General features: G+C 74.9%; 30 protein-coding genes. 5 read left to right on the top strand and 25 right to left on the bottom strand.

What is annotated here, in order from left to right:
• Positions 1–5: 5 nt before the first annotated feature.
• From yajC to OZ948_03665, 15 genes are all read right to left on the bottom strand, one after another.
• Positions 6–356: a preprotein translocase subunit YajC gene (gene yajC / locus OZ948_03735; GenBank protein ID MEB2343833.1), complete on the bottom strand. Its 351-nt coding sequence runs from the start codon at positions 354–356 to the stop codon at positions 6–8.
• Positions 353–1,417 carry a SpoIID/LytB domain-containing protein gene (locus tag OZ948_03730; GenBank protein ID MEB2343832.1) on the bottom strand — a complete coding sequence of 355 codons (1,065 nt, stop codon included), beginning with the start codon at positions 1,415–1,417 and terminating at the stop codon, positions 353–355. Before OZ948_03730 ends, yajC begins: the two co-directional genes overlap by 4 nt.
• A complete protein-coding gene (gene metK, locus OZ948_03725; protein ID MEB2343831.1) occupies positions 1,414–2,577 on the bottom strand; it encodes a methionine adenosyltransferase in 1,164 nt (387 codons plus the stop codon). Before metK ends, OZ948_03730 begins: the two co-directional genes overlap by 4 nt.
• 55 nt (positions 2,578–2,632) lie before the next feature.
• Entirely contained in the window at positions 2,633–4,390 is a 1,758-nt protein-coding gene (gene ptsP, locus OZ948_03720; GenBank protein MEB2343830.1) for a phosphoenolpyruvate--protein phosphotransferase, read from the bottom strand.
• A gap of 14 nt (positions 4,391–4,404) precedes the next feature.
• Positions 4,405–4,710: an HPr family phosphocarrier protein gene (locus OZ948_03715; protein MEB2343829.1), complete on the bottom strand. Its 306-nt coding sequence runs from the start codon at positions 4,708–4,710 to the stop codon at positions 4,405–4,407.
• The gene (locus tag OZ948_03710) at positions 4,707–5,114 is read right to left on the bottom strand and encodes a PTS sugar transporter subunit IIA (protein MEB2343828.1); all 408 of its coding nucleotides are present in this window, start codon (positions 5,112–5,114) and stop codon (positions 4,707–4,709) included. Before OZ948_03710 ends, OZ948_03715 begins: the two co-directional genes overlap by 4 nt.
• The gene (gene rapZ, locus OZ948_03705) at positions 5,111–5,974 is read right to left on the bottom strand and encodes an RNase adapter RapZ (protein ID MEB2343827.1); all 864 of its coding nucleotides are present in this window, start codon (positions 5,972–5,974) and stop codon (positions 5,111–5,113) included. The genes OZ948_03710 and rapZ overlap by 4 nt, the downstream gene beginning before the upstream one ends.
• The gene (locus OZ948_03700) at positions 5,971–6,489 is read right to left on the bottom strand and encodes a hypothetical protein (GenBank protein MEB2343826.1); all 519 of its coding nucleotides are present in this window, start codon (positions 6,487–6,489) and stop codon (positions 5,971–5,973) included. Before OZ948_03700 ends, rapZ begins: the two co-directional genes overlap by 4 nt.
• Before the next feature lie 13 nt (positions 6,490–6,502).
• The gene (locus OZ948_03695) at positions 6,503–6,964 is read right to left on the bottom strand and encodes a PTS sugar transporter subunit IIA (protein MEB2343825.1); all 462 of its coding nucleotides are present in this window, start codon (positions 6,962–6,964) and stop codon (positions 6,503–6,505) included.
• A 25-nt stretch (positions 6,965–6,989) separates the two neighbouring features.
• Positions 6,990–8,462, bottom strand: coding sequence for an RNA polymerase factor sigma-54 (rpoN, locus tag OZ948_03690; GenBank protein ID MEB2343824.1), 1,473 nt, complete (start codon positions 8,460–8,462; stop codon positions 6,990–6,992).
• A 12-nt stretch (positions 8,463–8,474) separates the two neighbouring features.
• On the bottom strand, positions 8,475–9,206 hold the full coding sequence (gene lptB, locus OZ948_03685; GenBank protein ID MEB2343823.1) for an LPS export ABC transporter ATP-binding protein: 732 nt from the start codon (positions 9,204–9,206) through the stop codon (positions 8,475–8,477).
• Positions 9,203–9,964, bottom strand: a complete 762-nt coding sequence (locus tag OZ948_03680) for a hypothetical protein (protein ID MEB2343822.1) — start codon at positions 9,962–9,964, stop codon at positions 9,203–9,205. Before OZ948_03680 ends, lptB begins: the two co-directional genes overlap by 4 nt.
• Complete coding sequence (gene lptC, locus OZ948_03675; protein ID MEB2343821.1) at positions 9,961–10,488, bottom strand: LPS export ABC transporter periplasmic protein LptC; 528 nt, start codon at positions 10,486–10,488, stop codon at positions 9,961–9,963. The genes OZ948_03680 and lptC overlap by 4 nt, the downstream gene beginning before the upstream one ends.
• A 79-nt stretch (positions 10,489–10,567) precedes the next feature.
• Positions 10,568–10,864, bottom strand: a complete 297-nt coding sequence (locus OZ948_03670; protein ID MEB2343820.1) for a hypothetical protein — start codon at positions 10,862–10,864, stop codon at positions 10,568–10,570.
• Between the two features lie 73 nt (positions 10,865–10,937).
• On the bottom strand, positions 10,938–11,657 hold the full coding sequence (locus OZ948_03665; protein MEB2343819.1) for a Crp/Fnr family transcriptional regulator: 720 nt from the start codon (positions 11,655–11,657) through the stop codon (positions 10,938–10,940).
• A 70-nt stretch (positions 11,658–11,727) separates the two neighbouring features.
• On the opposite strand from OZ948_03665, the gene OZ948_03660 reads away from it, so the two are divergent.
• Positions 11,728–13,107 carry an aminotransferase class III-fold pyridoxal phosphate-dependent enzyme gene (locus OZ948_03660; GenBank protein MEB2343818.1) on the top strand — a complete coding sequence of 460 codons (1,380 nt, stop codon included), beginning with the start codon at positions 11,728–11,730 and terminating at the stop codon, positions 13,105–13,107.
• On the opposite strand, the gene OZ948_03655 is transcribed toward OZ948_03660, so the two are convergent.
• From OZ948_03655 to OZ948_03630, 6 genes are read right to left on the bottom strand one after another with little or no spacing between them, the layout of a single operon-like run.
• On the bottom strand, positions 13,091–13,615 hold the full coding sequence (locus tag OZ948_03655) for a hypothetical protein (protein ID MEB2343817.1): 525 nt from the start codon (positions 13,613–13,615) through the stop codon (positions 13,091–13,093). The genes OZ948_03660 and OZ948_03655 overlap by 17 nt on opposite strands.
• Positions 13,616–13,632: 17 nt before the next feature.
• A complete protein-coding gene (locus tag OZ948_03650) occupies positions 13,633–14,856 on the bottom strand; it encodes a metallophosphoesterase (protein ID MEB2343816.1) in 1,224 nt (407 codons plus the stop codon).
• 14 nt (positions 14,857–14,870) lie between these two features.
• Positions 14,871–16,079: a pyridoxal phosphate-dependent aminotransferase gene (locus tag OZ948_03645; GenBank protein ID MEB2343815.1), complete on the bottom strand. Its 1,209-nt coding sequence runs from the start codon at positions 16,077–16,079 to the stop codon at positions 14,871–14,873.
• Between the two features lie 50 nt (positions 16,080–16,129).
• Positions 16,130–16,915 carry an SDR family oxidoreductase gene (locus tag OZ948_03640; protein ID MEB2343814.1) on the bottom strand — a complete coding sequence of 262 codons (786 nt, stop codon included), beginning with the start codon at positions 16,913–16,915 and terminating at the stop codon, positions 16,130–16,132.
• The gene (locus OZ948_03635) at positions 16,912–17,661 is read right to left on the bottom strand and encodes an SDR family NAD(P)-dependent oxidoreductase (protein MEB2343813.1); all 750 of its coding nucleotides are present in this window, start codon (positions 17,659–17,661) and stop codon (positions 16,912–16,914) included. Before OZ948_03635 ends, OZ948_03640 begins: the two co-directional genes overlap by 4 nt.
• A gap of 26 nt (positions 17,662–17,687) precedes the next feature.
• On the bottom strand, positions 17,688–18,470 hold the full coding sequence (locus OZ948_03630) for an SDR family NAD(P)-dependent oxidoreductase (GenBank protein MEB2343812.1): 783 nt from the start codon (positions 18,468–18,470) through the stop codon (positions 17,688–17,690).
• Positions 18,471–18,603: 133 nt separating this feature from the next.
• Here OZ948_03630 and OZ948_03625 point away from each other — a divergent pair, with 133 nt between their 5' ends.
• Complete coding sequence (locus OZ948_03625) at positions 18,604–19,014, top strand: hypothetical protein (GenBank protein ID MEB2343811.1); 411 nt, start codon at positions 18,604–18,606, stop codon at positions 19,012–19,014.
• Between the two features lie 28 nt (positions 19,015–19,042).
• Here OZ948_03625 and OZ948_03620 read toward each other — a convergent pair whose 3' ends face one another.
• Positions 19,043–21,157, bottom strand: coding sequence for a membrane dipeptidase (locus OZ948_03620; protein ID MEB2343810.1), 2,115 nt, complete (start codon positions 21,155–21,157; stop codon positions 19,043–19,045).
• Between the two features lie 196 nt (positions 21,158–21,353).
• Here OZ948_03620 and OZ948_03615 point away from each other — a divergent pair, with 196 nt between their 5' ends.
• A complete protein-coding gene (locus OZ948_03615; GenBank protein ID MEB2343809.1) occupies positions 21,354–22,253 on the top strand; it encodes an alpha/beta hydrolase in 900 nt (299 codons plus the stop codon).
• Positions 22,254–22,295: 42 nt separating this feature from the next.
• Here the strand turns inward: OZ948_03615 and mazG are convergent, their stop codons facing one another.
• Positions 22,296–22,985 carry a nucleoside triphosphate pyrophosphohydrolase gene (mazG, locus tag OZ948_03610; GenBank protein ID MEB2343808.1) on the bottom strand — a complete coding sequence of 230 codons (690 nt, stop codon included), beginning with the start codon at positions 22,983–22,985 and terminating at the stop codon, positions 22,296–22,298.
• 70 nt (positions 22,986–23,055) lie between these two features.
• Here mazG and OZ948_03605 point away from each other — a divergent pair, with 70 nt between their 5' ends.
• A complete protein-coding gene (locus tag OZ948_03605; GenBank protein ID MEB2343807.1) occupies positions 23,056–23,694 on the top strand; it encodes a lysoplasmalogenase in 639 nt (212 codons plus the stop codon).
• On the opposite strand, the gene OZ948_03600 is transcribed toward OZ948_03605, so the two are convergent.
• Positions 23,691–25,061: a serine hydrolase gene (locus OZ948_03600; GenBank protein ID MEB2343806.1), complete on the bottom strand. Its 1,371-nt coding sequence runs from the start codon at positions 25,059–25,061 to the stop codon at positions 23,691–23,693. The genes OZ948_03605 and OZ948_03600 overlap by 4 nt on opposite strands.
• Positions 25,061–25,870 (bottom strand): enoyl-CoA hydratase-related protein, encoded by an 810-nt coding sequence (locus OZ948_03595; protein MEB2343805.1) that lies wholly within the window; start codon positions 25,868–25,870, stop codon positions 25,061–25,063. The genes OZ948_03600 and OZ948_03595 overlap by 1 nt, the downstream gene beginning before the upstream one ends.
• 96 nt (positions 25,871–25,966) lie before the next feature.
• On the opposite strand from OZ948_03595, the gene OZ948_03590 reads away from it, so the two are divergent.
• Positions 25,967–26,392 (top strand): hypothetical protein, encoded by a 426-nt coding sequence (locus OZ948_03590; protein ID MEB2343804.1) that lies wholly within the window; start codon positions 25,967–25,969, stop codon positions 26,390–26,392.
• Positions 26,393–26,412 lie beyond the last annotated feature (20 nt).

Here is a 26,412-nt window from a genome sequence, read left to right as displayed (position 1 = left end):
GCTGCTCACTCGCCCTCGCCTCCCTTGCTCTTCTCGAGCACGCGCTCGATCCCGCGGCGCTCCACCTTGAGGCGGACGCGCTCCTTGCCGGCCATCCCCACCTCGACGGTGAGCACCTCGTCGGACTCGCCGACCACGGTCCCGTGGATGCCGCCCGTCGTGACGACCCGGTCGCCGCGGCCGACGGCCTTCAGCATCTGCTCGTGCTCGCGCTGACGCTTCTGCTGGGGGCGGATCAGGAGCAGGTAGAAGATCCCGAAGATGAGCACCATCGGCATCAGGAACCCGAACGGCGACGGCGCGCCGGGCGTGGCGCCCTCCGCCTGGAGGACGATCGCCAGGGCAAGCGCGTTCACGAGGACCCTCCTCTCGCGCCGGCGTGGGCGGCCCCGATCGCCTGGACCGGGACGACCCGCGCGCCGGGATAGAAGCGCCCGAGGATGGCGCGATAGCCGGCGCCGCGCTCGGCCATCGCGCGGGCGCCCCACTGGCTCATCCCGACCCCGTGGCCCCGGCCGGAGCCGACGAAGACGACCCCGTCGGGGGCGGGGCGGAGCTCGAAGAGCGTGCTGCGCAGGCGGCGCTCGCCGAGCGCCCGGCGCAGGTCGGCGGCCGTCACCTCGGCGCCGCCCGCTGAGCCGTGGAGCCGCAGTGAGGCGCAGCGGCCGCTCGGGGTCCGTCCGGCGATCTCGATCCGTTCGAGCCGTCCGACATCGGCGCCGAGCGCCGCTGCCGCCGCCGCCAGCTCGTCGCTCGAGACCCGCGCGCGCCAGTAGGTGTCCGGCGAGACCTCCTCGCCCTCGACCGCCACGCTCTCGAGGTACGGGAGCGGGCGGCCCCAGACCTCGGCCGCGCTCGCGGTCCGCCCGCCCGCCGTGGCGTGGAAAGCCGCCAGGATCAGCTCGCCGTTCCAGGCCAGGACCAGGCCGCGCGTCGCGCGGACCGCGCGCCAGGCGGCCTCGCTCTCGCCGGCGAGGCCGAGGTAGACCTGCCCGCGGGTGTCCGCCTCGACGTCCCATCCGTGGGCCCCCGCCTGCGCGCGCCGGTGGAGCGCGTAGGTCCGGATCGCGACGGCCTGGGCCTCGAGCACGGCCTCGCCCCAGCTCTCGTGCACCTCGCCGAGCAGGGTCCCGGCGACGTAGGCCTCGAGCGCGAGCTCGTTCAGGACGCGCAGCCTGCCGCCCGGCTGCGGGGCGATCTCGACCACGCCCCGGTAGGGGCGCCCCTCGACCTGGTGCGGGCCCGGGCCGGGGAGCCGGAGGGCCCTGCCCGCCTCGACCCGCCGCTCGCGCCCGCCCTCGGGCTGCACGCTCACGCTGCGCACCCCGTCGAGCAGGAGCACGCGGATCGAGGCGTCCTCGGCCCGCGCCGGTCCGGCGAGCAGGGCCAGCAGGAGGGCCGCGCCGATCGGCCTCATCCGGCGTCGCGCGCCAGCGCCTCGGCCTTTCCGGTCTCCTCCCAGGGGAACCCCTGGTCCTCGCGCCCGAAGTGGCCGTGATACGACGTGGCCCGGTAGATCGGCCGGAGCAGCCGCAGGCCGTCGACGATGCCCTTGGGCGTCAGGTCGAAGTGCTTGCGCACGAGGCGCTCGAGCGCGCCGGCCTCGAGCCGGCTCGTGCCGAAGGTGTCGACCCGGATCGAGACCGGCTCGGCAACTCCGATCGCATACGCGAGCTGCACCTCGCAGCGGCTCGCGACGCCCCCCGCGACGAGGTTCTTGGCGACCCAGCGCGCGGCATACGCGGCGCTGCGGTCGACCTTGGTCGGGTCCTTGCCCGAGAAGGCGCCCCCGCCGTGGCGGCCCATCCCGCCGTAGGTGTCGACGATGATCTTGCGCCCGGTGAGGCCGGCGTCGCCCATCGGGCCGCCGATCACGAAGCGGCCGGTCGGGTTCACGTGGAACACCGTCTTGTCGTCGACGAGGGTGCCGGGGAGCGCCGCGCGGATCACCTCGTCGATCAGGGTCTTGCGCAGCTTGTCGTAGCCGACGTCGGGGTCGTGCTGGGTCGAGAGCACCACGGCGTCGATCCGGCCGGGCCGGCCGTCGCTGCCGTACTCGACCGTCACCTGGGACTTCGCGTCGGGCCGCAGCCACCCGATCGTGCCGGCCTCGAAGTGCTGGCGCTGCATCTCCATGATCCGGTGTGCGAGCCGGATCGGGGCCGGCATCAGCTCCGGCGTCTCGTCGCAGGCGTAGCCGAACATCATCCCCTGGTCGCCGGCGCCCTGCTCCTTGTGCAGGCCCTCGCCCTCGTCGACGCCCTGGGCGATGTCGGGCGACTGCTGGCCGAGGGCGACCAGCACGCCGCAGGTGTCGGCGTCGAAGCCCATCCGCGAGTCCGTGTACCCGATGTCGCGCACGACCGCGCGTGCCAGGTGCTCGTACTCGACCCGGGCGCGGGTCGTCACCTCCCCGGCGAGCACGATGAAGCCGGTCTTGGCGAGCGTCTCGCACGCGACCCGGGAGGTGGGGGCCTGCTCCAGGATCGCGTCCAGGACGGCGTCCGAGATCTGGTCGCACATCTTGTCGGGATGGCCCATCGAGACCGACTCGGAGGTGAAGAGCGAGCGGGGCATGGAAGGCCTCCGGAAACGTGGGAGCGCGGCATTCTACGGGACCGCGGCCGGACCCTCAAACCGCCTCGAGCTCGTCCGGGAAGCGCCGCCGCATCTCCTTGCGCAGGCGGTCGGCCACCTCGGCGGCCGTCCGCAGGCCCAGCACCTCGCCGGCGAGGGCCTCGGCCTCCGGCCACCCGGTGCCGCGCAGGATCCGCTTCACGAGCGGGATCGAGGCCGCGTTCATCGAGAGCTCGTCCACGCCGAGGCCGACCAGGACCAGCGTGTAGAGCGCGGCGCCCGCCATCTCGCCGCACACCCCCATCGGCCGGCCGGCCGCGTGGGCGACCTCGACCGCGCGGCGGATCGCGCGCAGCACGGCGGGATGCCCGGCGTCGTAGAGATAGGCGACCGCCTCGTTGGCCCGGTCCACGGCGAGGGTGTACTGGGTGAGGTCGTTGGTGCCGATCGAGAAGAACTGCACCTCGGAGGCCAGCAGGTCGACGAGGGCGGCGGCGGCGGGCGTCTCGACGACCACCCCGAGCTCGACGGCCGCCACCGCCCGGCCCTCGGCCTCGAGGCCGCTGCGCAGGTCGGCGAGCCGCTCGCGGATCGCGACGACCTCCTCGACTCCCGACACCAGCGGGAGCAGGATCCGCAGCCGCCCGGCCGGGCTCGCGCGCAGGAGCGCGCGGAGCTGCACGTCGTAGAGGCCCGCGTGCCCCTGCGCGAGGCGCACGCCGCGCAGGCCGAGGGCAGGGTTCGCCTCGCTGCGCCGGGCGCCCGCGCCTGGGAGCTTGTCGCCGCCCAGGTCGACGGTGCGGATCGTGGCGGGATGCGGGGCCGTGCCTGCCAGGAGGGTGCGGTAGTGACGCTCCTGCTCGGCCTCGCCGGGAGCGTCGCTGCGGTTCAGGAACAGGAACTCGGTGCGGAAGAGACCGACGCCCTCCGCACCGTGCCGGCGCAGCCCCGCGAGCTCGTCGACGCTCTCGAGGTTCGCCCGCAGCGCCACCGGCCGGCCGTCGCGCGTCTCGGCAGGGAGGTCGGCGCCCCGCAGCAGGGCGCAGGCGCGCTGGCGCTCGGCGCGCGCGCGCTCCAGGTAGGCGCGCACGGCCGCCTCGGGCGGACGCACCAGCACGCGCCCGCTCCGCCCGTCGACCACGAGCCGGTCGCCCTCCCCGATCGCCCCGGTGGCATCGCCGAGGCCCACCACGCCGGGCAGTCCCAGGGAGCGGGCGAGAATCGCCGCGTGCGAGGCGTGCCCGCCCCCGCCGGTCGCGAAGCCGACCACGTGGCGGCGGTCGAGCTCGACGATCTCGGCGGCCGAGAGGTCCTCGGCGACCAGCACGGTGGGCTCGCAGAGGCGGCCGACGCCGGCCGGCTCCCGGCCGAGCAGGCTCAGCAGGAGCTGGCGCACGGCGAACTCGACGTCCTCGCGCCGCTCGCGCAGATAGGGGTCGTGCATCGCGTCGAAGAGGCCCAGGAGCCGGTCGCCCTGGCGGCGCAGCGCGAGCTCCGCGTTGACCCCGCCCTCCCGGATGCCGCGGGCGACGTCGTCGAGGAACTGGCGGTCCTCGAGCATCAGGAGCTGGCTCCGGAAGACGGCGTCGACCAGCTCGATGCCCGCCGCCGCACGCTGGATCGAGGCGAGCCTCCCCTGCGCGTGGGCGGCGGCGCGCAGCAGCCGCTCGACCTCGGCCGCCCGCTCGTGCTCCGCCAGGCGCCGCTCCGGGATCGCCAGCGTCTCGCGCTCGAGGACCCGTGCCCGGCCGATCGCGATTCCGGGGGACGCCGCGACGCCGTCGAGGATCGTCGTGTCCGGCCCGGACGCCATCGCGTGGGGTCCTCCTACCCGCGTGCCCTCTCTGGCTCGGGCTCGCTCGCCTCTTCGAGCAGATGGCCGAGCGCGGCGATCGCCTCGGGCGCATCGGCGCCCACGGCCCGCACCCGCAGGCGGGTCCCGCGGGTCGCGCCGAGCGAGAGCAACGAGAGCACGCTGCGCCCGCTCACCCACTCGTCCTCGCCGCCGCTGCGCGCCACCTGGATGTCGGCGGCAAAGCGCGTCGCGAGCGCAACGAAGCGGCCAGCGGGCCGGGCGTGCAGCCCGAGCTCCCGGCGGACCGTGAACTCGCCCTCGCAGGCCACCGCGTTCACCGCTTCCCTTCCGGCAGGATCTCGCTCGCGACCCGGATGTTGCGCTGGCCGTAGTCCTTGATGAACGCGGCGAGCTCCTCGAGGGGCTTCCTCTCCGTCATGGTCGCGAGCTTGATCAGCATCGGGAGGTTCAGCCCCGTCACCACCTCGACCCGGTGCTCGCCCAGGAACGAGAGGCTGATGTTCGAGGGCGTGCCCCCGAACATGTCGGTGAGCACGAGGACGCCTTCGCCTGCGTCGGCGCGGCGCAGCGCCTGCTGGATCGCCTCGCGCATCTCGTCGGCCGACTGCTTCGGGTCGATCGAGACCGCCTGCACCGGCGGCGCGTCCGGGACGATCAGCCGCAGCGCCTGGAGGAACTCCTCACCGAGTCTGTAGTGTGTCACGATCACCACGCCCGTCATCCCGCTTCCTTCCCGACGTCCCGATGTTGCACGTTCACCTCGCGCCCGCCTTCGCGCAGCAGCTCGCCGAGCGCATCCGCAACCGCCACCGAGCGGTGGCGGCCACCGGTGCAGCCGATCCCGACCGTGAGATAGGCCTTGCCCTCGGCATCGTAGAGCCCGAGCGAGTAGGCGAGGAAGTCGCGCAGCCGGCCGATCAGCTCACGGGTGCGCGCATCCTCGAGGACGAACTTCGCGACCTCGCCGTCGAGTCCGGTGAGCGGGCGCAGCGCCGGCTCGAAGTGCGGGTTGCGCAGGAAGCGCACGTCGAAGAGCAGCTCCGCCGAGGGGGGTACGCCGTAGCGGTAGCCGAAGGAGAGCAGGTTCACGACCGAACGCCGCTGGGCGCCGGTCGCGAGCCGGACCACGGCCTCGCGGAGCTGGTGGATGTTGAGCTGTGAGGTGTCGAGGGTCCAGTCTGCGAGTCGGGCGACGTCCTCGAGCAGCGCGCGCTCGCGTGCGATGCCCTGCTCGACGGTCCCGCCGGGCGCGAGCGGGTGGACCCGCCGCGTCTCGCGATAGCGGTTCACGAGCACCTCGTCGGCGCAGTCGAGGAACAGCACCTCGACGCGCGCGCCGGTTGCGCGGATCGCCTCGACCACGTCCGGGAAGCCCTTCAGGAACGCCGCCTCGCGGGCGTCGAGCGCGAGCGCGATGTCGCGGATCGGCGGGCTCGCCTTCGCGCACAGGTCCACGAACTGCGCGATCAGCTGCGGCGGGAGGTTGTCGACCCCGTAGAAGCCGAGATCCTCGAGCGCGCCCATCGCGGTGCTCCGCCCGCTGCCGGAGAGGCCGCTCACGAACACGATCCGCGGGCTCACGCGTCCTCCCCGCGCAGGCGCGCGTCCAGCCGGCCGGCGGCGCTGCGCCCGGAGCGCCGGAGGCAGTGGTCGCGTACCGCCACCTCGACGAGCGTCGCCAGGCTGCCGGCCGGCCTCGCCGGAAGCCGCAGGGCGGGCAACGCCACGCCCTCCCAGGTCTCGACGGGCCGCTCGAGCCCCACCCGCTCCACCTCGAGGTCGGGCCGCCACGCCTCGAGCCGGCACACCAGGGCGACCTCGGTCCGATCGCGGACCGAGTCCGGCCCGAACAGATCGGGGACGAACACGATGCCGATGCCGCGCAGCTCCATGTGGTGTCGGATCAGCTCCGGCGTCTCCCCGATCAGGGGGCCGTCACCCTCGCGGCGCAGGACCACGACGTCGTCGGCCACCAGCCGGTGGCCCCGGCGCACCAGCTCGAGAGCGCACTCGCTCTTGCCGATCCCGCTCGGTCCGAGGAGCAGCACGCCGATCCCTTCGACGTCGACGAGCGCTCCGTGGACCCGCGCCGTCACGAGCGCCCCGGGCTCAGAACTTCGCGTCCTCTTCCTCGATCGCGCGGAACACCTCGTCGCGGGTCTCGGCCTCGAGGAGCCGCTTGCGGAACGCCGCGTCGCGGAAGAACCGGGAGATGCGGGCCAGGGCCTTCAGGTGCTGCCCCCCGGAGTGCTCGGGCACCACCAGCAGGAAGAAGAGGTGGGTCGCCTGGCCGTCGATCGACTCGAAGTCCACCCCCGCCCGGCTGCGGGCGAAGGAGGCCAGGAGCCGCGAGATGCCGGGGAGCTTTCCGTGCGGGATCGCGACCGCCTCGCCGATCCCGGTGCTCTGGAGCTTCTCGCGCTCGATCAGCACCTCGACCAGGCGCTCCTCGCCCACCTCGCGCTCGGCGTTCGCGAGCGCGTGGGCCATCTGGCCCAACACCTCGCGCTTGGCGCCCGGAACGAGGTCGAGGATCACGGCGTCGCGCACCAGGATGTCGGTGATCTTCATGGACGCCCCCGGGTCCGGCGGCAGGCTAGCCGACCCGCCTCCGCTTCGTCGAGGAGAGGATGTTCATCGCCTCCCGGTACTTGGTGACCGTGCGCCGGGCGATGTCGATGTTGCCGGTGCGCAGCATCTCGGCGATGCGCTGGTCCGAGAGCGGGCGGCGCGGGTCCTCGGCCGTGATGATGCGGCGGATCTTCTCCTTCACGCTCTCGCTCGCGATCGCGTCGCCGTCGACGCGGTTGATGCTCGAGTTGAAGAAGAACTTGAGCTCGAAGATGCCCTGCGGCGTGTAGGCGTACTTGTTGGTGGTCACCCGGCTCACCGTGGACTCGTGCATGCCGATGTCCTCGGCGACGTCGCGCAGGTTCAGGGGCTTCAGGTACTGCACGCCGCGCTCGAAGAACTCGCGCTGGTGCTTGATGATGCTGGTCATCACCTTGTAGATGGTGCGCTGCCGCTGGTGGATCGACTTGATCAGCCAGAGCGCCGAGCGGACCTTGTCCTGCACGTAGTCGCGGGTGTCCTTGGCCACACCCTCGCCCCCGCGCGCCAGCACGTCGCGGTAGAGCTGGTTGATTTTGAGCTTGGGCAGGCCGTCCTCGTTGAGCACCACGTGGAGGTCGTCCCCGACCTTGTACACGTAGATGTCGGGGATGATGTAGATGGGATCCTCGCCGCCGAAGGGCCGGCCCGGCCGCGGCTCGAGGCGCCCGACGACGCGGCCGGCCGCGGCCACCTCCTCGATGGAGACGGCGAGCGCGCGGGCGATGCCCCGGAAGTCGCGGCGCTGGAGCGCGTCGAGGTGGTCGGCCACCAGCGTCCGCGCGAGCGGATCCCCGACCCCGAGCGTGTCGATCTGGAGCAGCAGGCACTCGCGCAGGTCGCGGGCCGCGACCCCGGTCGGATCGAAGAGCTGGACCTTGCGGAGCGCGCTCTCGGCCACCTCGACGCCGACCCGGCTGGCGCGCGCCACCTCCTCGAGGTCGGCGCGCAGGTAGCCGTCGTCGTCGAGGTTGCCGATGATGACCTGGGCCGCGGCGCGCTCCGCCTCGCCGAACTCCGAGAGCTGGAGCTGCCAGTCGAGGTGCTCGGCGAGCGTCTCGCGCCGGGTGAGCGTGCCCTCCAGTGAACGGCGCTCGTCGTCCTCGCGCAGCTCGCCCTGGAAGCCGGTCTGCGGATAGGCCTCCGCGTAGCTCTGCCAGTCGATGTCGGCGATCTTGTCCGCGTCGCTCGCTTCGCGGTGCTCGGAGACCTCGTCGGAGTGCGCCTCGGTCTCGGCCACCGGCGCTTCGGCCTCGTGGCTGTCCGCCTGCACCTCGCGGGGCAGGTCCTCGTCGAGGTCCTCGGAGACCTCGAGCACGGGGTTCTCCTGGAGCTCCTGGGTGACCACGTCGGCCAGCTCGAGCCGCGAGAGCTGCAGCAGCTTGATCGCCTGCTGCAGCTGGGGCGTCATCACCAGCTGCTGGCTCAGGCGGAGCTGTTGCTTGATCTCGATCGCCATCGGTCCCCGCCGCTAGCCGAGCTGGAAGTTCTGGCCGAGGTAGATCTCGCGCACCGTCGGGTCCGCCGCGATCTCGCTCGGCTTCCCTTCGCGCAGGATCGACCCGTCCTTGATGATGTAGGCGCGGTCGCAGATCGAGAGCGTCTCGCGCACGTTGTGGTCGGTGACCACGATCCCGATCCCGCGCAGCTTCAGGTGCTCGATCACCTTCTGGATCTCGATCACCGCGATCGGGTCGATGCCCGAGAAGGGCTCGTCGAGCAGCATGTACTTGGGGTCGAGCACCAGCGCGCGCGCGACCTCGACGCGCCGGCGCTCGCCACCCGAGAGCGAGCCGCCGCGCAGGTGCGCCTTGCCACCGAGGCCCAGCTCCTGGAGCAGCTCGTGCAAGCGCTCGCGGCGCAGCGCGCGATTCGGCTCGACCGTCTCGAGGATCGCGTTCACGTTGTCCGCCACCGACAGGCGCCGGAAGATCGAGGGCTCCTGTGGCAGGTAGGTGAGGCCGAGCCGCGCGCGGCGGAACATCGGCAGGTCCGTGATCTCGCGCTCGCCGAGGAAGACGCGCCCGGCGCTCGGCCGCACGCCGCCGACGATCAGGTTGAAGGTGGTGGTCTTGCCGGCCCCGTTGGGTCCGAGCAGTCCGACGATCTCGCCGGGCGCGACCTGGAGGTCGATCCCGCACACGACCTCGCGGTCGCCGTAGCGCTTGCGCAGCCCGCGCGCGGCGAGCGCCGGACGGCTCAAGGGGTGGTCTCCACCGGCCGCGCCTCGGCGCTGGCCCCGGGTGCGGCCTTCTTCTCCTCGGGCGCCACGTTCACCGTCGCCCCGCCCTTCACGCGGATGCGATCCTCGGCGAACAGGATCTCGATCGTCTTGCCGCTCACCCGGTTCGCCCCGTCGCGGAGCAGGGCGTTGCCCGAGCACTCGAGCTGCTGCTTGGCCGGGAAGTAGGTGGCGGTCGCGCACGAGAGCTCGCGCTTCTCCTGCCGGACCCGGACGTGGCCGCGCGCGACGAGCCGTTCGGGCTCGCTTGCCTGCGGCGCGTAATGGGCCTCGAGCCGGTCCGACTGCACCCGGAGCCCGCCCTGGTCCACGTTCACCTTCTGGTTGAAGACGAGCCGGCGGCTCCCGTCCGGCTCCTCGATCGCCTCGAGCTCCTCGGCGGTGATCGAGAGGGGCTGGTCGCTCTCGATCCGGAGCATGCCCGGCCGGGGCGCGTCCGCCGGCGTCCGGGCGGCCACGTCCTCAGCGGCCGGCGTGGCCGGCGGCGGGCCCTGCTCCTGCTCGTTGACGGCGAGCCGGATCGGCTCGGCCGGCGTGGCGGCCACGGTGCTTCCCTCCGGGGCCCCAGCGGTGGCCGCGTAGGGCGCCCCCGGCTCCTTCGGCGCAATCGCCGCCGCACTCGAGCGCGCTCGGGCAGCGTCCGGGTCGTAGGCGAGCACGAGCAGGCAGATCGCGATGCCGGCGCTCGCGAGAACGGCTCCCAGGCCACGTCGGGTCACTTCGGCTCCCGTACGGAGGCGCCGGCGGTGAGCCGCAGCCTCCGGTCTCGAACGTGGTAGCGAAGGCCGCCGCCGCGTAGCTGGCGGCCCTGGTCGACGATCAGCACGGGCGCGTCGGTGAACGCGACCCCCTTGGCCCGGTCGTAGCGGAGCCACGGCGCGCGGAACTCACGCCCGTCACCGAGGCGGCCCCGCACGTCGCCGATCGCAACGAGGTCGTTCGTCGCGAGATCGAACTCACCGCGCTCGCAGCGCAGCGCGAGGCTCGCGCGCCCGTCCGCGCCGGTCCACTCGGCGTGTACGGCTTCGAGCTCGGCGCGGTTGCCGGCGATGTCGACGTCCGCCTCGTCCGCGGCCACCAGGAGCTCGGTCACCGGGCCCGTGCTCGCGACGAAGGTCATCCCCTCGATGCGCATCGGCGGCGCGGCCACCGCTGCCGATGCCATGCCCTCGAGCGCTGCGACGGCGAGCATCGCCATCGGGTGGAGGCGCCGCGCGCCGCGAAGGAGTGCGGGGAAATTCATGCAAGGATCATACCGCCCGCGTCCTCCGGGAACAACGGAGAAAGTTGCCTGCCGAGCCCGCACCGGAGGCTCGCGGCGCTCAGTCCTCGTGACCGAAGAGGGTGCGGAAGGGCTCGCGCTCCACCACCCAGTGCGCCGGACGCACGATCAGGTAGTCGAGCACGACACCGATCGGATGCAGGACGTAGGCCGCGATCCGCACCGGGTGCGCGGCGCGCTCGGGATCGTGCTCGTCGGCGCGCGCCGCTGGTGCGGCCGCCACGAGCCAGGCGAGCAGCAGCGCCGCGGCAGGCGCGCGCGCTGCCGTGCGGATCCGGCGGCCGGCGCGGCTGCCGGCCCGGTCGACGAAGGGAGCGAAGGTCCCGCGGGCGCGCAATCGCCGGTCCTCCCGATCGTGGCACGGTAGCGCGTCCGGGCGGCGCGGCATCGGGGGCAAGCCCCGGGCCGGCTCAGCGCGCGACGAGACCGGCGAAGTGCTCGAGCCGCGCCGGGTCGAGGATCGTGAGCTCGCCGCGCTCCATGCGCAGGATCCCGTCCCCGCTCCAGGCGCGGAGCTGCTTGTTGACGCTCTCGCGGGTGGTGCCGACCAGGTCCGCGAGCTCGCTCTGGGAGAGCCGGAGCCCGATCCGCACGCCGCTGCCCGCTTCGCTTCCGAAACGCTCGGCCAGGTGCAGGAGCTTCTTCGCGAGCCGCGCCGGCACGGCCAGGAAGAGCGTGTCCTCGGCGAACTCGCTGATCCGCACCAGGCGCTCGGCGAGCACGACCAGGAGCTCGACCGCCGCCTCGGGCTGCTCGCGCAGGAAGCGCAGGAAATCGCGGCGCGCCAGCGCCACGAGCTCGCAGGGCTCGAGGGCGACCACGCTCGCCGTGCGCCGGCCGCCGGTCAACATCGGGAGCTCGCCCACCACCTCACCCTCGTCGAGGATCGCGAGCACCATGTCGCCGCCCTCCTTCGAGGTGGCGACGACCTTCAGCCGGCCGCTCGCGACGACGTACACCTGGGCCGCCGCGTCGCCCCGGTGGAAGAGCGGCTCGCGCGACGCGAGGCGCCTCGTGGTGGTGGCGCCGGCGAGCGCCTCGAGCCGCTCGGGCGCGAGCCCGCTGAAGAGGGGCACCTTCTGGAGCAGCTCGCGCCGGCGCTCCTGGCTGTGCTCCCGCGCCTCCCCCATGGCGGCCTCCGCTCGCGGGCGACGGTAGCCGATCGCGCCCGCGCGGCTCGCTCGCGTATCCTCCCCGCCCATGAGCGCCCATCCGCGCGTGCTGCCCGCTCCCGCCGCCGACCCGGCCCGCGCGCAACGGTTCGCCTTCGTCCCGGGTGCCGGCGTGCCGCCGATCCCGATCGCGCGCACGGAGGGCTCCTGGCTGGTGCTGGCCGACGGCCGGCGCGTGCTCGACGCGGCGGGCGGCGCGCTGGTGGCGAACGTCGGGCACGGGCGCACGGAGGTCGTCGAGGCGATCGCCCGGACGCTCGCCCGCACCGACTACGTCGTGCCGCCCTTCGCGACCGACGAGCGGGTGGCGCTGGTCGAGCGGCTCGTCGACCGCTGGCTGCCCGCCGGAACCACCCGCGTGCTCCTCACGAGCGGCGGCTCGGAGGCGGTGGACGCGGCCTTGCGGCTCGCGCGCCAGCACCACGTGGCCGCCGGCCGGCCGGGCCGCTGGAAGCTGATCGGCCGCGAGCTCTCCTACCACGGCACCACCCTCGGTACGCTCGCGGCCGGCGGCCATCCGAAGCGACGCCAGGGCCTCGAGCCGCTGCTCGGGGCCTGGCCGAAGGCGCCGGCCTGCGACTGCCTGCGCTGTCCGCTCGGGCTCGTGCGGCCGGACTGCGGCGTCGCCTGCGTCGACGCGCTCGAGGGCGTCCTCGAGCGCGAAGGACCCGAGACGGTGGCGGCGGTGGTCGCCGAGCCCATCGTGGGCTCGACCGCCGGCGCGCTGGTGCCGCCCGACGAGTACTGGCCGCGGCTCGCCGCCCTGTGCCGGCGCCACGGCGTGCTCCTGATCGCGGACGAGGTGATGACCGGCTTCGGCCGCACCGGCCGGCCCTTCGCGGTCCAGCACTGGGACGTGGCGCCCGACATCCTGGTGGGCGGCAAGGGCCTCGCCGGCGGCTACGCGCCGATGGGCGGCGTGTTCGCCCGCGAGGAGGTGGTGGCCCCGCTCGCGGCGCGCGGCGAGGACTTCATGTTCTACACCTTCGGCGCGCACCCGGCGGCGTGCGCGGCCGCCCTGGCCGTCCTCGACCTGCTCGAACGCGAGCGGCTCGTGGAGCGCGCGGCCCGCGTGGGCGCCGCGCTGCTCGAGCGCCTGCGCGCCGTGCTCGGCAGCCACCCGCACGTCGCCGAGGTGCGCGGCCTCGGCCTGATGATCGGCGTCGAGCTCGTGCGCGAGCGCACCACCCGCGAGGCCTTCCCGGCCGCGCTCGGCTTCACCTCGAAGGTGGTCGGCGCGGCGCTCGGGCGCGGGGTCTTCGTCTACCCGGCGAGCGCGGGCGCGGGCCGGGACGCGATCCTGCTCGGGCCGCCCTTCACGATCCGCGACGACGAGCTGGGCCTCCTCGCCGACACCCTGCCGCGCGCGATCGACGACGCCGCGCGCGCCGTCAGCGCGCGGGGCTAGGCGGCGCCAGCTCGAAGAGCCAGAGCTCGCCGGAGCGCACGGCCGCCAGCGGGACCTCGCGGCCCCCGAGGTACTTGCGGCCGAGCTCGGCGAGCAGCGGCGCCACCTCGGGGCCCGCCTCGATCCGCACGAGCCGGCGCTCGTAGAGCTCGTCGCCGACGCGCAGGAGGATGCGCGGATCCCGCGCGGCCTCGTGCGGCCAGCGCTTCCAGAGCCGTCCCCACCAGCTCGTCATGTAGCCGCAGGGGATGTACGCCCTGCCCTCGTGGTCGAGGATCCAGGTGGTGCGCGAGCGAGGCGGAGCGAGGAGCTGGAACTCCACCTCGCGGACCCCGTGGACGAAGCTCCAGTCGGGCTCGGGCCCCGTCACGAGCCGCCCGCTCGTGAAGGGTCCGCCGGCGAAGATCGCGATCGGCCCGTCGTGGAAGCGGGCCGCGACCGACAGGGCGGCGATCCCGAGGAGCAGACCCGCGAAGAGGAGGCCGAGGACGCGCAGGACGGCTCTCACGATCGGACCTCCCGTTCCTAGCCGTCCCCCGCACCGGCGACGAAGCTCCGCTCCTCGAGCGTTCCGAGCGCGAAGTCGCGGTAGAAGCCGCGGAAGCAGTGGCGGCAGCGCGTCGAGTGGGCGAGCGCCCGCCCGCTCGAGGTGCGCCGCACCTCCTGGCGGAAGCTGCCGTCCTCGTAGAGCTCGTAGTGCGCCCAGCCGCCCGGGTAGTCCTTGGTGCAGTTCACCTCGACGAAGGGGGCGTGGCCCGCGGCCGGGTAGCGGCGCACGCGGTTGCGATGGGTGTGCCCGATCAGGACGCCCCGCACCTGCGGGTTCGCACCGATCAGGTCGAAGAAGCGCAGCGAGTGCTCGGGCTCCATCCCGATCGTGTTCGGGTAGCTGTCGCGGTGCTCGGGCGGGACCGGCTGGTGGTGCATGAGGAGCAGGGTCGGGAGGCCCTGCTCCCGGGTCTCGGCGAGCGCCCCGGCGAGCCACGCGAGGCGGTCCTCGGCGAACACACCGTGGTGGAGGCCGGGCTCGGCGGTCTCGAGCAGCAGCAGGCGCCAGCCACCGAGCTCGACCTGGCGCGGCGCGCGCGGCTGGCCGAGGAGCGCGTAGCCGTCGACCTCGCCCGCCCCGTTGTGGCGCCCGTAGTAGTCGTGGTTGCCGAGGAAGGCGTGGTGGGGCATCGCGAAGCGCGCGAAGGCCTCGCGCGCGAGCGCGAACTGCTCGGGCAGCCCCACGTCCGCGATGTCGCCCTTCACGAAGGCCGCGTCCACGCCCGCCGCGTTGATCTCGGCGATGGCGTCCTCGTTCATGATCCGCCAGTAGGGAAGCTCGCTGTCGTCGGCGCGGATCAGCGGGAAGCCGGGCTCGGCCTCGCCGTACTCGTGGTCGGCCGTGAGGCGCCCGCCGAAGCGGGGCTCGCCGAAGTGCAGGTCGTTGAGGGTCGCGAAGGTGGCGGTGCGGCGCGCGCGGGGGGCCGGCAGCGTGCGCACGCGCTCGGGCCAGTAGCGGTCGTGGGGCGGCACCTCGACGCCGGGCGCCACGAGCTCGAGCCGCAGCGCGCGACCGGCGGGCAGGCCCCCGAGGCGCACGACGCGGGTCCCGGGCCCCTCCGCGATCGCGCGCGCCTCGCCGTCCACGAGCACGCGCACCGCCGCGTCGACCGGCCCCGCGCCGTCCTCGACCCGGAAGCTCAGGGTCAGCGAGTCGTGGCCGACGCCGAAGACCTCGGGATCCCGGATCTGGAGGGGCATCGCGCCGCAGGGTATCACGCGCCGCGCTGGCGCAACGCCTTGGCCATCCGCTCCAGGATCTCGCCGAGCAGCGCCCGCGAGGTGGCGAAGTTGAGCCGCACGAAGCCCGCGCCGGGCCCGCCGAAGGCCTCGCCGGGGGAGAGTCCCACCCGCGCGTGCTCCAGGAAGAAGCGCTGCGGCGAGGGGCCGAGCGCGAGCGCGCGGCAGTCGAGCCAGGCGAGGTAGCTCGCCTCGGGCGGGTGGTGGCGCACGCCGGGCAGCTCGCGCGCGACGAACCCCGCGACCAGATCGCGGTTGCGCGCGAGCGTGCGCAGCACGTGGTCGAGCCAGGGCTGGCCCTCGCTCCAGGCCGCGGCCGTGGCCGCGAGCCCGAGCGAGCCGATGCCGCCCCGGAGATGGCGGGGCAGCGAGCGGAAGCGCGCCGCGAGCTCCGCGCTCCCGAAGTGGGCGACCGCGCAGCGCAGGCCCGGGATGTTGAAGGCCTTGGTGGCCGAGGTGAGCGTGATCGTGCGCGCCTCGACCTCGGGCGCGAGGGTCGCGAAGGGTACGTGCTGCGACCCTTCGTAGACGAGATCGGCGTGGATCTCGTCGGACACCACCACCCAGTCGTGGCGCAGCGCGAGCTCGGCCAGCGCCGCGAGCTCGCCGCGCTCGAAGGCCCGGCCGGTCGGGTTCTGCGGATTGCACAGGAGGAGCACCCGTGTGGCGGGATCCACGGCCGCGCCGAGGCCCTCGAGATCCATCTCGAAGCGCGCCGCACCCTCGACCAGCGGGTTCTCGACGAGCCGCCGGCCCATGTCGCGCACGGCCTGGAGGAACGGCGGGTAGACGGGCGTCTGCACGACCACGCCCTCGCCGGGCGCGCTGAAGCGGTCGAGCGCGACGTAGAGGCCCTGCACGACGTCGGTCAGCACCTCCACCTGCCGCGGGTCGATGCGCCAGCCGAAGCGCTCCGCCATGCGCGCGGCGAAGACCGCCGGCAGGTCGGGCGGGCGCGGGTTCAGCGGGTAGCCGAGGTCCTCGAGGGCGAGCGCCTCCTCGACGACGCGGCGGACCGGGGCGGCCAGCGGGAAGTCCATCTCGGCGACCCAGGCCGGCAGCACGTCGGGCGGATGGAGCCGCCACTTCTCGCCGCGCCGCCGCTGGAGCTGGGCGAGGTCGAGGCGGTCGAGATCGGGCAGCTCGAACGCGGGCGCGGCCCGCGCCGCGGGGTCCTCGGTCATGGCCCCGGAGGTAGCAGATCGCCGGCGCGGCGCCGCGGGCCGGCACGCGCTCAGTGGAGGACGTGGCCGCCGTTCACGTCGAGCGACTGGCCCGTCACCACGCGTGCGAGGTCCGAGGCGAAGAACACGACCGCGTCGGCGATCTCCTCGGGGGTCGGCAGGTGGCGCAGCGCGGTCGCGGCGGCCGTCTCGTCGTAGATCGCCTGCGGGGTCGTCCCTCGCTGCTCCGCCTGCGCGGCGAAGTAGGCCTGGAGGTTCGGGCCCCAGATGTAGCCGGGCATCACCGAGTTCACGCGGATGCCCTCGGGGCCGAGCTCGCGGGCCAGCCCCTGGGTGGCCGCCAGGAGCGCCGCCTTCGACGCCGCGTAGGGGCCCATGTTCGGCAGCACGTCGCGGATCACCATCGAGTTGACCATCACGATCGAGCCCCGGCCCTGCGCGCGCATCGCGGGGAGCACGGCGCGCGTGAGCTGGAGCGCGCCGATCAGGTTCACGCGGATCGGCTGGAGCAGCTCGTCCGGACTGGCCTCGACGAGCGGCTTCATGGGCCCCATCTCGAAGGCGTTGTTCACGAGCACGTCGATGCGCCCGTACGCGGCGCGCGCCCGCGCCGCGAGCTGCTCGCAGGCGCCGGCGTCGGCGACGTCGGCCGGCACCTCGAGCACGCGCCGGCCGGCCGCGCGGACCTCGGCCGCCACCTCGCCGAGCCGCGCTGCGGTACGCGCGGCCAGCACCAGGTCGGCGCCTTCGCGCGCGAGCGCCCGCGCGACCTCCCGGCCGAGCCCGGGCCCGACCCCCGACACCACCGCGACGCGGCCGGCGAGGAGCCCGCTCACGAGAGCGCGCCGCCGTCGATGCGGATCGTCTCGCCGGTGATGTGCGAGCCCTCCTCGGAGGCGACGAAGGCCACCGCGCTCGCCACCTTCTCCGGACCGGCGAAGCCGGTGAGCGGCATCATGCGCCGCACGAGCTTCGGATCGGCGCCCTCCGGGATGCGGAAGGCCTGGGTGATCGGCGTCTCGATGCTGCCCGGGCAGATCGCGTTGGCGCGCACCCCCTGCTTCGAGTACTCGACGGCGATCGTCGCGGTGAGCGCGATCATCCCGCCCTTGGAGGCGGAGTAGGCCGCCGTCCAGGGGTGCCCGCGCATCCCGGCGGTCGAGGCGACGTTGACGACGTTGCCGCGCGTCGCGAGCAGGTGCGGGAGCGCCTCGCGGCAGACCAGGAAGGTGCCGGTCAGGTTCACCGCGAGGAGCCGGCTCCAGCCGGCGAGCGCCAGCTCGTGGGTGTGGTCGAAGCGCAGGATCCCGGCCACGTTGCAGGCCACGTCGAGGCGCCCGAAGCGATCGACCGCGGCCGCGACGGCCGCGCGCACCTGCGCTTCGTCCGCGACGTCGAGCCGGCGCGTGTCCACCTCGGCGCCGCGCTCGCGCGCCTCCTTGGCGACCCCCTCCAGCGCCTCGGCCTGGATGTCGGAGAGCGCGAGCCGGGCGCCCTCCTCCGCGAGCCGCAGGGCGCAGGCGCGGCCGATGCCCGAGGCCGCGCCCGTGATCAGGACCACCTTCTCCTCGAAACGCTGCATGGGACCTCCTCTCGTCGTCGAAGCCTTCAGCGCGCCAGGGCGCCGCCGTCCACGAGCAGCGACTCGCCGCTCACGTAGGAGGCGCGCTCCGAGCACAGCCAGACGGCCGCCTCGGCCACCTCCCCGGGCGTGCCGAGCCGGCCGGACGGGAGGCTCGCCAGGATCATCCGGCGCGTGTCCTCCGAGCGGTCCATGGCCGCGCGCAGCATCGGTGTGTCGGTCGCGCCCGGGCAGAGCGCGTTCACGCGCACGCCGAGCGCGGCGTTCTCGAGGGCCGCCGTCCGGGTGAGCCCGAGCAGCCCGTGCTTGGACGCGCAGTAGTGGGCGAGCCCGGGCGCCCCGATGAGGCCCGCGCCGGACGCCACGTTCACGATCGAGCCCGCGCGCTGCGCCCGCATCACCGGCAGCTCGGCCCGCAGGCACAGGAAGGTGCCGGTCAGGTTCACGGCGAGCTGGCGCTCCCAGTCGGCCGGGTCGATGTCGTGCACGAGGCCGCCCGGCGCCGTGATCCCGGCGTTGTTCACGGCGCAGTCGAGGCGCCCGCCGAAGGCGTCGAGGGCGGCCCGCACCATCGTCTCGACCTCGCCGGCCCGCGTCACGTCGCAGCGCGCGGCACGCGCACGGCCGCCCTGCCCCCCGATCTCCGCGGCGACCCGCTCGGCGCCCTCGCCGTCGCGATCCGAGACCAGCACCGCGGCGCCCTCGCGCGCGAGCGCGAGCGCGGTGGCGCGCCCGATGCCGGAGGCCGCGCCGGTCACCAGCGCCGCCTTGCCCGCCACCAGCCCGCCCGCCTGCGCGCGCGCTGCCACGCCGTCCTCGCCTCCCGCACTCGATTTGAAACACGTTACATTTCGGGCGGGCGCGCGTCGAGCGCGCGGCCGCTCTCGCCGGAGGCACGCGACCGGGCGTATCCTCGGGCCGCTTCCGCCCGGGAGGCTCGAGATGCTCCGGATCGTGGTCCGCCTCGCCGTCGCCCTGCTGGTCGTCGTGCTCGCCGTGGGCGCCCTCGAGATCGTGGCCGCCGAGAGCGGCGAGGTCGTCGTGCTGCGCCTCAGCGACGCCGCCGGCATCCCCCACGAGACGCGCCTGTGGATCGTCGACGACGGCAGCCACGCCTGGCTGCGCGCGGGAGACCCCGGCTCGCGCTGGCTCGCCCTGCTCGAGGAGCGCCCCGACGCCGAGGTGGTGCGGGGCGAGGAGACGCTCGCGGTGCACGCCGTCCCCGAGGTGGGCGCGCGCTCGCGCATCAACGACCTGATGCGCGCGAAGTACGGCTGGGCCGACGCCTACATCGGTGCCCTCTTCGGCCGCGACGACGCGGTCCCGATCCGCCTCGACCCGCGAACGCCCTAGAGCCCGCTCCGGGGCCACGCGATGGGCTCTAGTCCTCGGGCGCCCCGGCGGGCGCCCCCGCCGCCACGGCCTCGGCGTGCGCCAGCACGCGCAGCGCGTTCCCGCCGAGGAGCTTGCGCAGGTCGCCCTCGGACCAGCCGCGGCGCAGCAGCTCGAGGGTGAGCGCCGGGTAGCCGCTCACGTCCTCGAGGCCCGCCGGGAACCAGGGCGCACCGTCGAAGTCCGAGCCGAGCCCGACGTGGTCGGCACCCGCCACCCGCGCCACGTGCTCGACGTGGTCGGCCAGCAGCGACAGCGGCGTCACGGGCCGGCTCAGGCCGGCGACCCAGCGCGCCGCCAGCTCCCAGCCCCGCACCTTGTGCGGGTCGATGAAGATGTCGGCGAAGTTGACCATCACGACGCCGCCGTTGCGGGCGATCGCGCGGAGCTGCTCGTCGCGCAGGTTGCGCGGGTGGTCGGCCAGCGCGCGCGCGCTCGAGTGCGAGGCGATCACCGGCGCCCGGGTGGTCGCCAGCACGTCCGCGAGCGTCCCGTCCGACACGTGCGAGACGTCGACCAGGATCCCGAGCCGGTTCATCTCGCGCACCACCTCGCGGCCGAAGCCGGTGAGGCCGCCGTGGCGGGCCTCGTCGGTCGACGAATCGGCCCAGTCGTTCTTGTTGCTCCAGGTGAGCGTCATGTAGCGGACGCCGCGCGCGTGGAAGGCGCGCAGGGTGGCCAGCGAGTGTTCGATCGCGTGTCCGCCCTCGAGCCCGAGCAGCGCCGCAATCCGACCCGACGCGACGACCGCGCGTACCTCGTCGGCCGTGCGCGCCAGCGCGAGCTGGCCCGGGTGACGGCGCAGCTGTTCCTCGACCGCATCGATCATCGCCAGCGCGCGCGCCGTGGCACGGCCGGCCTCCTGGGGCCCGCGCGGCACGTAGTCGCTGTGCACGAAGATCGAGAGCCACAGGGCGTCGACGCCGCCGGCGCGCAGGCGCGCGAGATCGGTGTGGGTGGCGATCTCGTCGCCGCGCGGCGCCGGCGATAGCCAGCCGAACAGCCAGGTGTGCCAGGCCGGACGCAGGCCCGGCGCGGCGCCGTCCATCGCGAGGTCGAAGCCGTAGTCGAGGATCCAGGTCGGGACGTCGTTGTGGCCGTCCAGGACGAGCGCATCGCGGTGGAGCGCGGCGGCCCGGGCGGCGAGCGCGGGATCGGGCGGCGCCGGCGGCGGTGCGGCCGGCCCGCAGCCGAGCAGCACGAGCGCGACGCCGCCGGCGATCGTGGCCACGGCCGGGAGCTGCCGGCGCAGGCCGTGCTCGCGGAACCAGAGCGCCGCGATCGCGATCGAGAGGACCGCCTCCACCTGCCCGACGGCGCGCACGTAGGCGACCAGCGCGAGCCCGAAGGCCCAGAACCAGCAGAGCGTGCCGAGGAAGCCGCTGAGCCCGATCGCGAGCATCGGGCGCCACAGGGCCGGCACGCGGCCGAGCTCGCCGGGGCGCATCCAGGCGATCGCCGGCGTCAGGAGCGCCACCTGGATCCAGGCGACCCAGAAGACCGTGTGCGCAGCCGCCCGGAAGCGGCCCGGCCCGAGCGCCGGATTGCGCGCGAGCAGCGCCTCGATCGCCTCCTTGAACAGGAAGCTCGCCAGGGCGAAGCACACCCCGCACAGGAGCGCGTAGAGCGTGCCGCGGTCGAAGTGGAAGGCCCGCGTCCAGCCGGCGCGGGCGGGCGCACCCGGCCGGGCGAGGTTCATCAGGAACACACCGGCCGTCGAGAGCAGGATCCCGCCCCAGCCGATGGCGCTCGGCACCTCGCCGAAGAGCGCGATCCCGAGCAGCGCGCCGAACACCACCTCGAGCTTGTGGAGGGCCACCGACTGCGAGAAGGACGCCACCTGGAAGGCGCCCACCAGGGCGACGTTGCCGAGCACCTGGGCAAGCGCGCCGCCCGCGGCCCAGCCGAGGAAGGCCGGTGAGGGCGCGGGCCAGCCCGCGCGCCAGGCGAGCGCCCCCGCGAGCGCGCTCGCGAAGGGCAGGTGGAAGGCGAAGCGCGACCAGGCGGTGAGCGCGGGCGAGACGTGCCCGACGAGCTCGCGCGAGAACGCGTTGCGCGTGGCCTGGAGCGCCGCCGCCGCGAGCGCGAGCAGGACCCAGAGCACCGCGGCTCAGCGCCCGCGCCGGAGCGCGCGCCCGGCGCCGGTTCCGTCGCAGAGAGCGGCGCCTCGGATCACGAGGTCGTGGGCCATCGCGCGCGCATGCTACCCCGTGGCGGCGGAGGTCCGGCGGCGGCCGTCGCCTCGGATTGGCGCGCCGGCGCCGGCCGGGCTATCGAGCCCTGCCGGCGGAGGCGGCGCCTTGGCGGCAGCGACGGAGCAGGATCCGACCTCGAGCTCGACCTCGACCTCGGACGTGCCCGGGCCCCGCCCGCTCCGGATCACGGGCCACCGGGGTCTGGCCCTGGCCGCCGACGTCTGGGGCGATCCCGCGGCGCCGCCCGTGATCCTGCTCCACGGCGGGGGACAGACCCGCCACGCGTGGGGCGGCACGGCCGAGGCGCTCGCGCGCGCGGGCTGGCAGGCGGTCGCGCTCGACCTGCGCGGCCACGGCGACAGCGGCTGGGCGCCCGACCGCGACTACTCGCCCGAGGCCTTCGTCGCCGACCTGCACGCCTGCGTCGCGCACCTCGGCCGGCGGCCGGCGCTGGTCGGCGCGTCGCTCGGCGGGATCACGGCGCTGCTCGCCGAGGGCGAAGCGCCGGAGCCGATCTGCCGCTCGCTCGTGCTCGTGGACATCGCCGTCCGGATCGAGCGCGAGGGCGCGCTGCGCATCATCGGGTTCATGAAGGCGCATCCCGAGGGCTTCGCGAGCCTCGACGCGGCGGCGGACGTGATCGCCGCCTACCTGCCCCACCGCAAGCGCCCGCGCGACCTCTCGGGCCTCGCGCGCAACCTCCGCCAGGGCCCCGACGGCCGCTTCCGCTGGCACTGGGACCCGGCCTTCCTCGAGCCCGGCAGCGGCCCCCGCCCGGGCCAGGACGGCAACCGGCTCGAGCGCGCGGCGCGGGCGCTGCGGGTGCCCACGCTCCTCGTGCGCGGCCAGCGCTCGGACCTGCTCTCCGAGGAGGGCGCCCGCCAGTTCCTGGCGCTCGCCCCGAGCGCGCGCTTCGTGGACGTGAGCGACGCCGGTCACATGGTGGCCGGTGACCGCAACGACGCCTTCACCGAGGCCGTGGTCTCGTTCCTGGGAGCTCCCTGAGCGGGCTCGTCGTCCGCAGGGCGCGCGAGCGCGGGGGCCGGCTCACGGGTCCGCGTCCCGGCCGCCCTCCTCCGCGCGCGCCTGCGCCTCGAAGCCGGCCATCGCCTCGCGCAGCGCCTGCTCGGCATCGACGCCCGCCGCGCCGGCCGCCTGCGCCAGCGCGAAGAGCAGCGTCCCCACCCGCGCGGCGTCCCCGGGCGCGGCGCGGAACGCCTCCCACGCGGCCTCGGGCGTGGGCGGCGCCGCGCCCGCGAGGCCCGCTCGCGCGGCGCGCCGCGCGAGCTTCTGCGCGCGCAGGAGCGCGGGCAGGCCGAGCGCCACGCCGTCGAGCGCGCTCGCGGCGTCTCCCCCGCCCTGCGCGGCCCGCTCGCTGGCCTTGTGCTCCTCCCAGGCCTCGAGCTGCTCGGCGGCGCTCTTCACCTCGGCGTCGGCGAACACGTGGGGATGGCGACGCACGAGCTTGTCGCAGATCGCGTCCACGACGCCGGCGAAGTCGAAGTGCCCGGCCTCGCGCGCCATCTGCGCGTGGAACACCACCTGGAGCAGCAGGTCGCCGAGCTCCTCGCGCAGCGCCGGGAGGTCGCCGCGGCGGATCGCGTCGTCGACCTCGTAGGCCTCCTCGATCGTGTAGGGCGCGATCGTCGCGAACGACTGCTCGACGTCCCAGGGGCAGCCGTGCTCGGGATCGCGCAGCCGCGCCATGATCTCGAGCAGCCGGTCGATCGTGCCCATGGGCGCGGCAGCCTAGCAGGTCGCGAGCGGGCGGCGTGCGGCCGGAGCGCGCGCGGCTAGAGTGCCCGCGGTGCTGCCCTACGCGCTCGTGACGATCGCCGCCACCGCCGCGCTGCTCGCCGCCGAACGCGCCGCCTGGCAGCCCGGCGTCTGGATCGCGAAGCCGATCGCGGCCGCGGGCTTCGTCGGCGCCGCCTGGGCGAACGGGGCCCTCGCTTCGCCCTACGGCACCTGGATCCTGATCGGCCTCGTGCTCTCCCTGGCCGGCGACGTCCTGCTGATCCCGAAGGAGCAGCCGCGCGCCTTCCTGGCCGGCCTCGTCGCCTTCCTGCTCGGGCACGTCGCCTACACGCTCGCCTTCGCGGTGCGCGGCCTCGACCTTGCCACGGTCGCGGTCGCGATGGTGGCGGTGCTCGCGCTGGGCCTCCTCGCGCTGCGCTATCTGCTGCCCCACGTGAGCGCCTCGATGCGGCGCCCGGTGCTGGCCTACGTGGCGGTGATCTCGAGCATGCTGGTCTGCGCGGCCGGCACCGTGGGCCACGCCGGCCTGCCCGCGATCTTCGCCGGCGCCTTCGCCTTCTACCTCTCCGACCTCGCGGTCGCGCGCCAGCGCTTCGTCGAGAAGAGCTTCTGGAACAAGGCCTGGGGCCTGCCCCTCTACTTCGGGGCCCAGCTCGTGCTGGCGTGGACGGTCGGAGCCCCCGGCTAGAGGCGCGGGTGCGCGCGCCCCGCGAGCAGCAGGTAGCTCGGGCGCCCGGTGCCGGCGGGATCCAGGAAGGCGGCGCCGGTGTCCCGGCGTGAGGCGGGGAGCGCGATCCGGAACAGCTCGGGTGCGACCGGCCGGAGCGCGAGCGGGGGCGCGTTCGGGTCGAGCGAGGCCCACAGCGCGCGCACGCGGGCCTGGAGCCCGCCGCCCGGGGCGGGCTCGACGGCGACGCGCGCGCCGCTGCGCTCGTAGACGCCCGCGTAGCGGGCCGGGTCGACGGCGACGTCGTCGCGGGCGGGCGGCAGCTCGCGGGGCGTGACGCCGGCGAGCGCACGCAGGAGCGGGCCGGCGAGCGCGGAGAAGAGGCTGTCGCCATCGCCGCCGTTCGTGAGCAGCGCGATCGCGACCCGCGCGTGCGGGACGGCCACCAGGTACGCGCGCTGCCCGATCGTGACGCCGCCGTGCCCGATGGCGAGCCCGCCCTCCCAGTCGTGGAGCATCCAGCCCAGGCCCCAGGCGTCGGCGAGCGAGCCGGGCGGGAGCGTGGCGCGACGGCGCTGCATGTCGGCGACCGCGCGGGACGAGAGGAGCGGCTGCCCGCCGGCCGACCCGCCGTCGAGGTGGAGGGCCGCGAAGGCGAGCAGCTCGGTCGCGGTCGTGAACGGGGTGGCGCCGGCGGGCGCGTTCGAGGGCTGGAGCGACCAGACCGGGGTCACCGCGGTCGCACCCGTCGCGAGATCCACGAGGTGCCCCGCGGCCGCCCGGTGCAGGATCGCCTGCTCGGGCAGCGTGCCGGTGGCGGCGAGCCCGAGCGGGCGGACCAGACGCTCGCGCAGGACCTCGTCGAAGCTGGCGCCGCGCAGGAGCTCCACGATCCGCCCGGCCAGCACGAAGCCCGCGTTGCAGTACGACCACATCGTGGCGGGCGGGTGGACCAGCTCGAAGGTGCGGCAGGCCTCGACGAAGCGCGCCACGGCGTCGGCGCCGCGGCCCAGGTCCAGGAACCGGTCGCCATCGATGCCGCTCGTGTGGGTGAGGAGCTGCTCGACCGTGATCCGGCGCGCCGCGGCCGGGTCGCGCAGGGTGAAGCCCGGCAGCAGGTCGGCCACGCGGTCGGCGAGCTGCAGCCGACCCTCGTCGACGAGCTGCATCACCAGCGTGGTGGTCCACACCTTGGTGATCGAGCCCATCTGGAACACCGAGTCGGGCGTGGCCTCGACCCCCGTGCGCGCGTTCAGCAGGCCAGCGGCCGCGGCCCACACCTGCTCGTCCGCGAGCACCGCGAGCGAGGCGCCCGGCACGTGGTGCGCGGCGATGCCGGCGGCGAGCTGCGCCGGGACCTCGGCCAGGCGCTCGGCGAGATCCGCCATCAGCGCCCCGTCCAGACCGGCGCGCGCTTCTCGACGAAGGCGCGCGCGCCTTCCGCCGCGTCCTCCGTGCGGCGCAGCGGCCGCCCCAGCTCCTCCTGGCGCCGCCAGGCCTCGTCGAGCGGGAGCGAGAGCAGCTCGCGCACGCCGCGGCGGGTCTCGCGCACCGCGAGCGGCGCGTTGGCCGCGATCACGGCGGCGGCCTCGAGGGCGCGTGGCAGCAGCTCGCGGGCCGCCACCACCTCGTTTACGAGCCCGATCGCGGCGGCGCGCGCGGCGTCGATCGGGCGCGCCGTCAGCAGCAGCTCCATCGCGTGCACCCAGCCGATCTGGCGCGGCAGGAGGACCGTGGCGTTGCCGGTGGGATAGAGCCCGCGCGCCACCTCCTCGAGCGCGAAGGTCGCGTGCGGCGCGGCGTAGCGCAGCTCGCTCTGGAGCATCAGGTCGAGCCCCACCGCCCGGCAGTGGCCGTTCACGGCGACCACCAGCGGCTTGCCCAGGTCGAAGCCGGCCAGCACGGCGGTCCCGGCGTCGCGCAGGCCGGCGAAGTCCGCGGGATCGACGCGCTCGCCCCGCGCCAGGCGCTGCGAGGCCGGGATCGTGGTCTTCAGGTCCATCCCGGCGCAGAAGGCCCGCTCGCCCGCCCCGGTCAGCACGACGCAGCGCACCCCGTCGTCCGCGGCGATCCGGCGCCACGCGGCGGCCAGCGCGCCGAGCATCGTGGGGTCGAGCGCGTTCGCCGCCTCGGGCCGGTCGATCGTCACCAGCTCGACGTACGGCGCGGCGGCGGGCCGTTCGCAGCGGATCGCCATCGGGCGCACGCTAGCGCGGCAGCGGGCGCCCCACCCAGCGCTCCCAGCTCCATGGCGGCGACGACGCGCTCGTCGGGGACCGCGACGAACACGTCCATGCCCTGCGGCATCGCCGGCCACGCCACGCTCGACGGCGTCCCGCAGTGGAGGCCGGCCATCCGCGAGGAGTGGGCGCCGGCGGGCACGGTGACGATCCGTCCCGTGGCCACCGACGCGAGCACGCAGGCGGCGCCGGCCGGCTCGACGTTCGCGAGTGCGGGCCGCGGCGCGCGCGGCAGGCCCGGCCGCCGCCAGTGCTGGAGGGCGGCGGCCGCGAGCGCCGCGACACCCGTCTGGATCAGCCCGAGGCGCAGCGGCGCCGCGCCCGCGGCCGCGAGCTGCTCGTTGATCGGGGGCGGCGGCCGGGTCGAGGCCGAGCCGCTCGGCGAGGCGCGCGTCGTGGGGCGCGAACAGCACCCGGTCCATACCCATCTCCCTCCCCGCGAGCACCGTAGCCGCACGCGCGCCTTTGTTATTGACTGAATGGTTCATTCAGATACGAT

This window comes from Deltaproteobacteria bacterium (assembly GCA_035063765.1).
Lineage (GTDB): Bacteria > Myxococcota_A > UBA9160 > UBA9160 > PR03 > CAADGG01.
The sequence above is the reverse complement of the archived record's forward strand: the minus strand, read 5'-3'. Positions and strand labels throughout refer to the sequence as shown.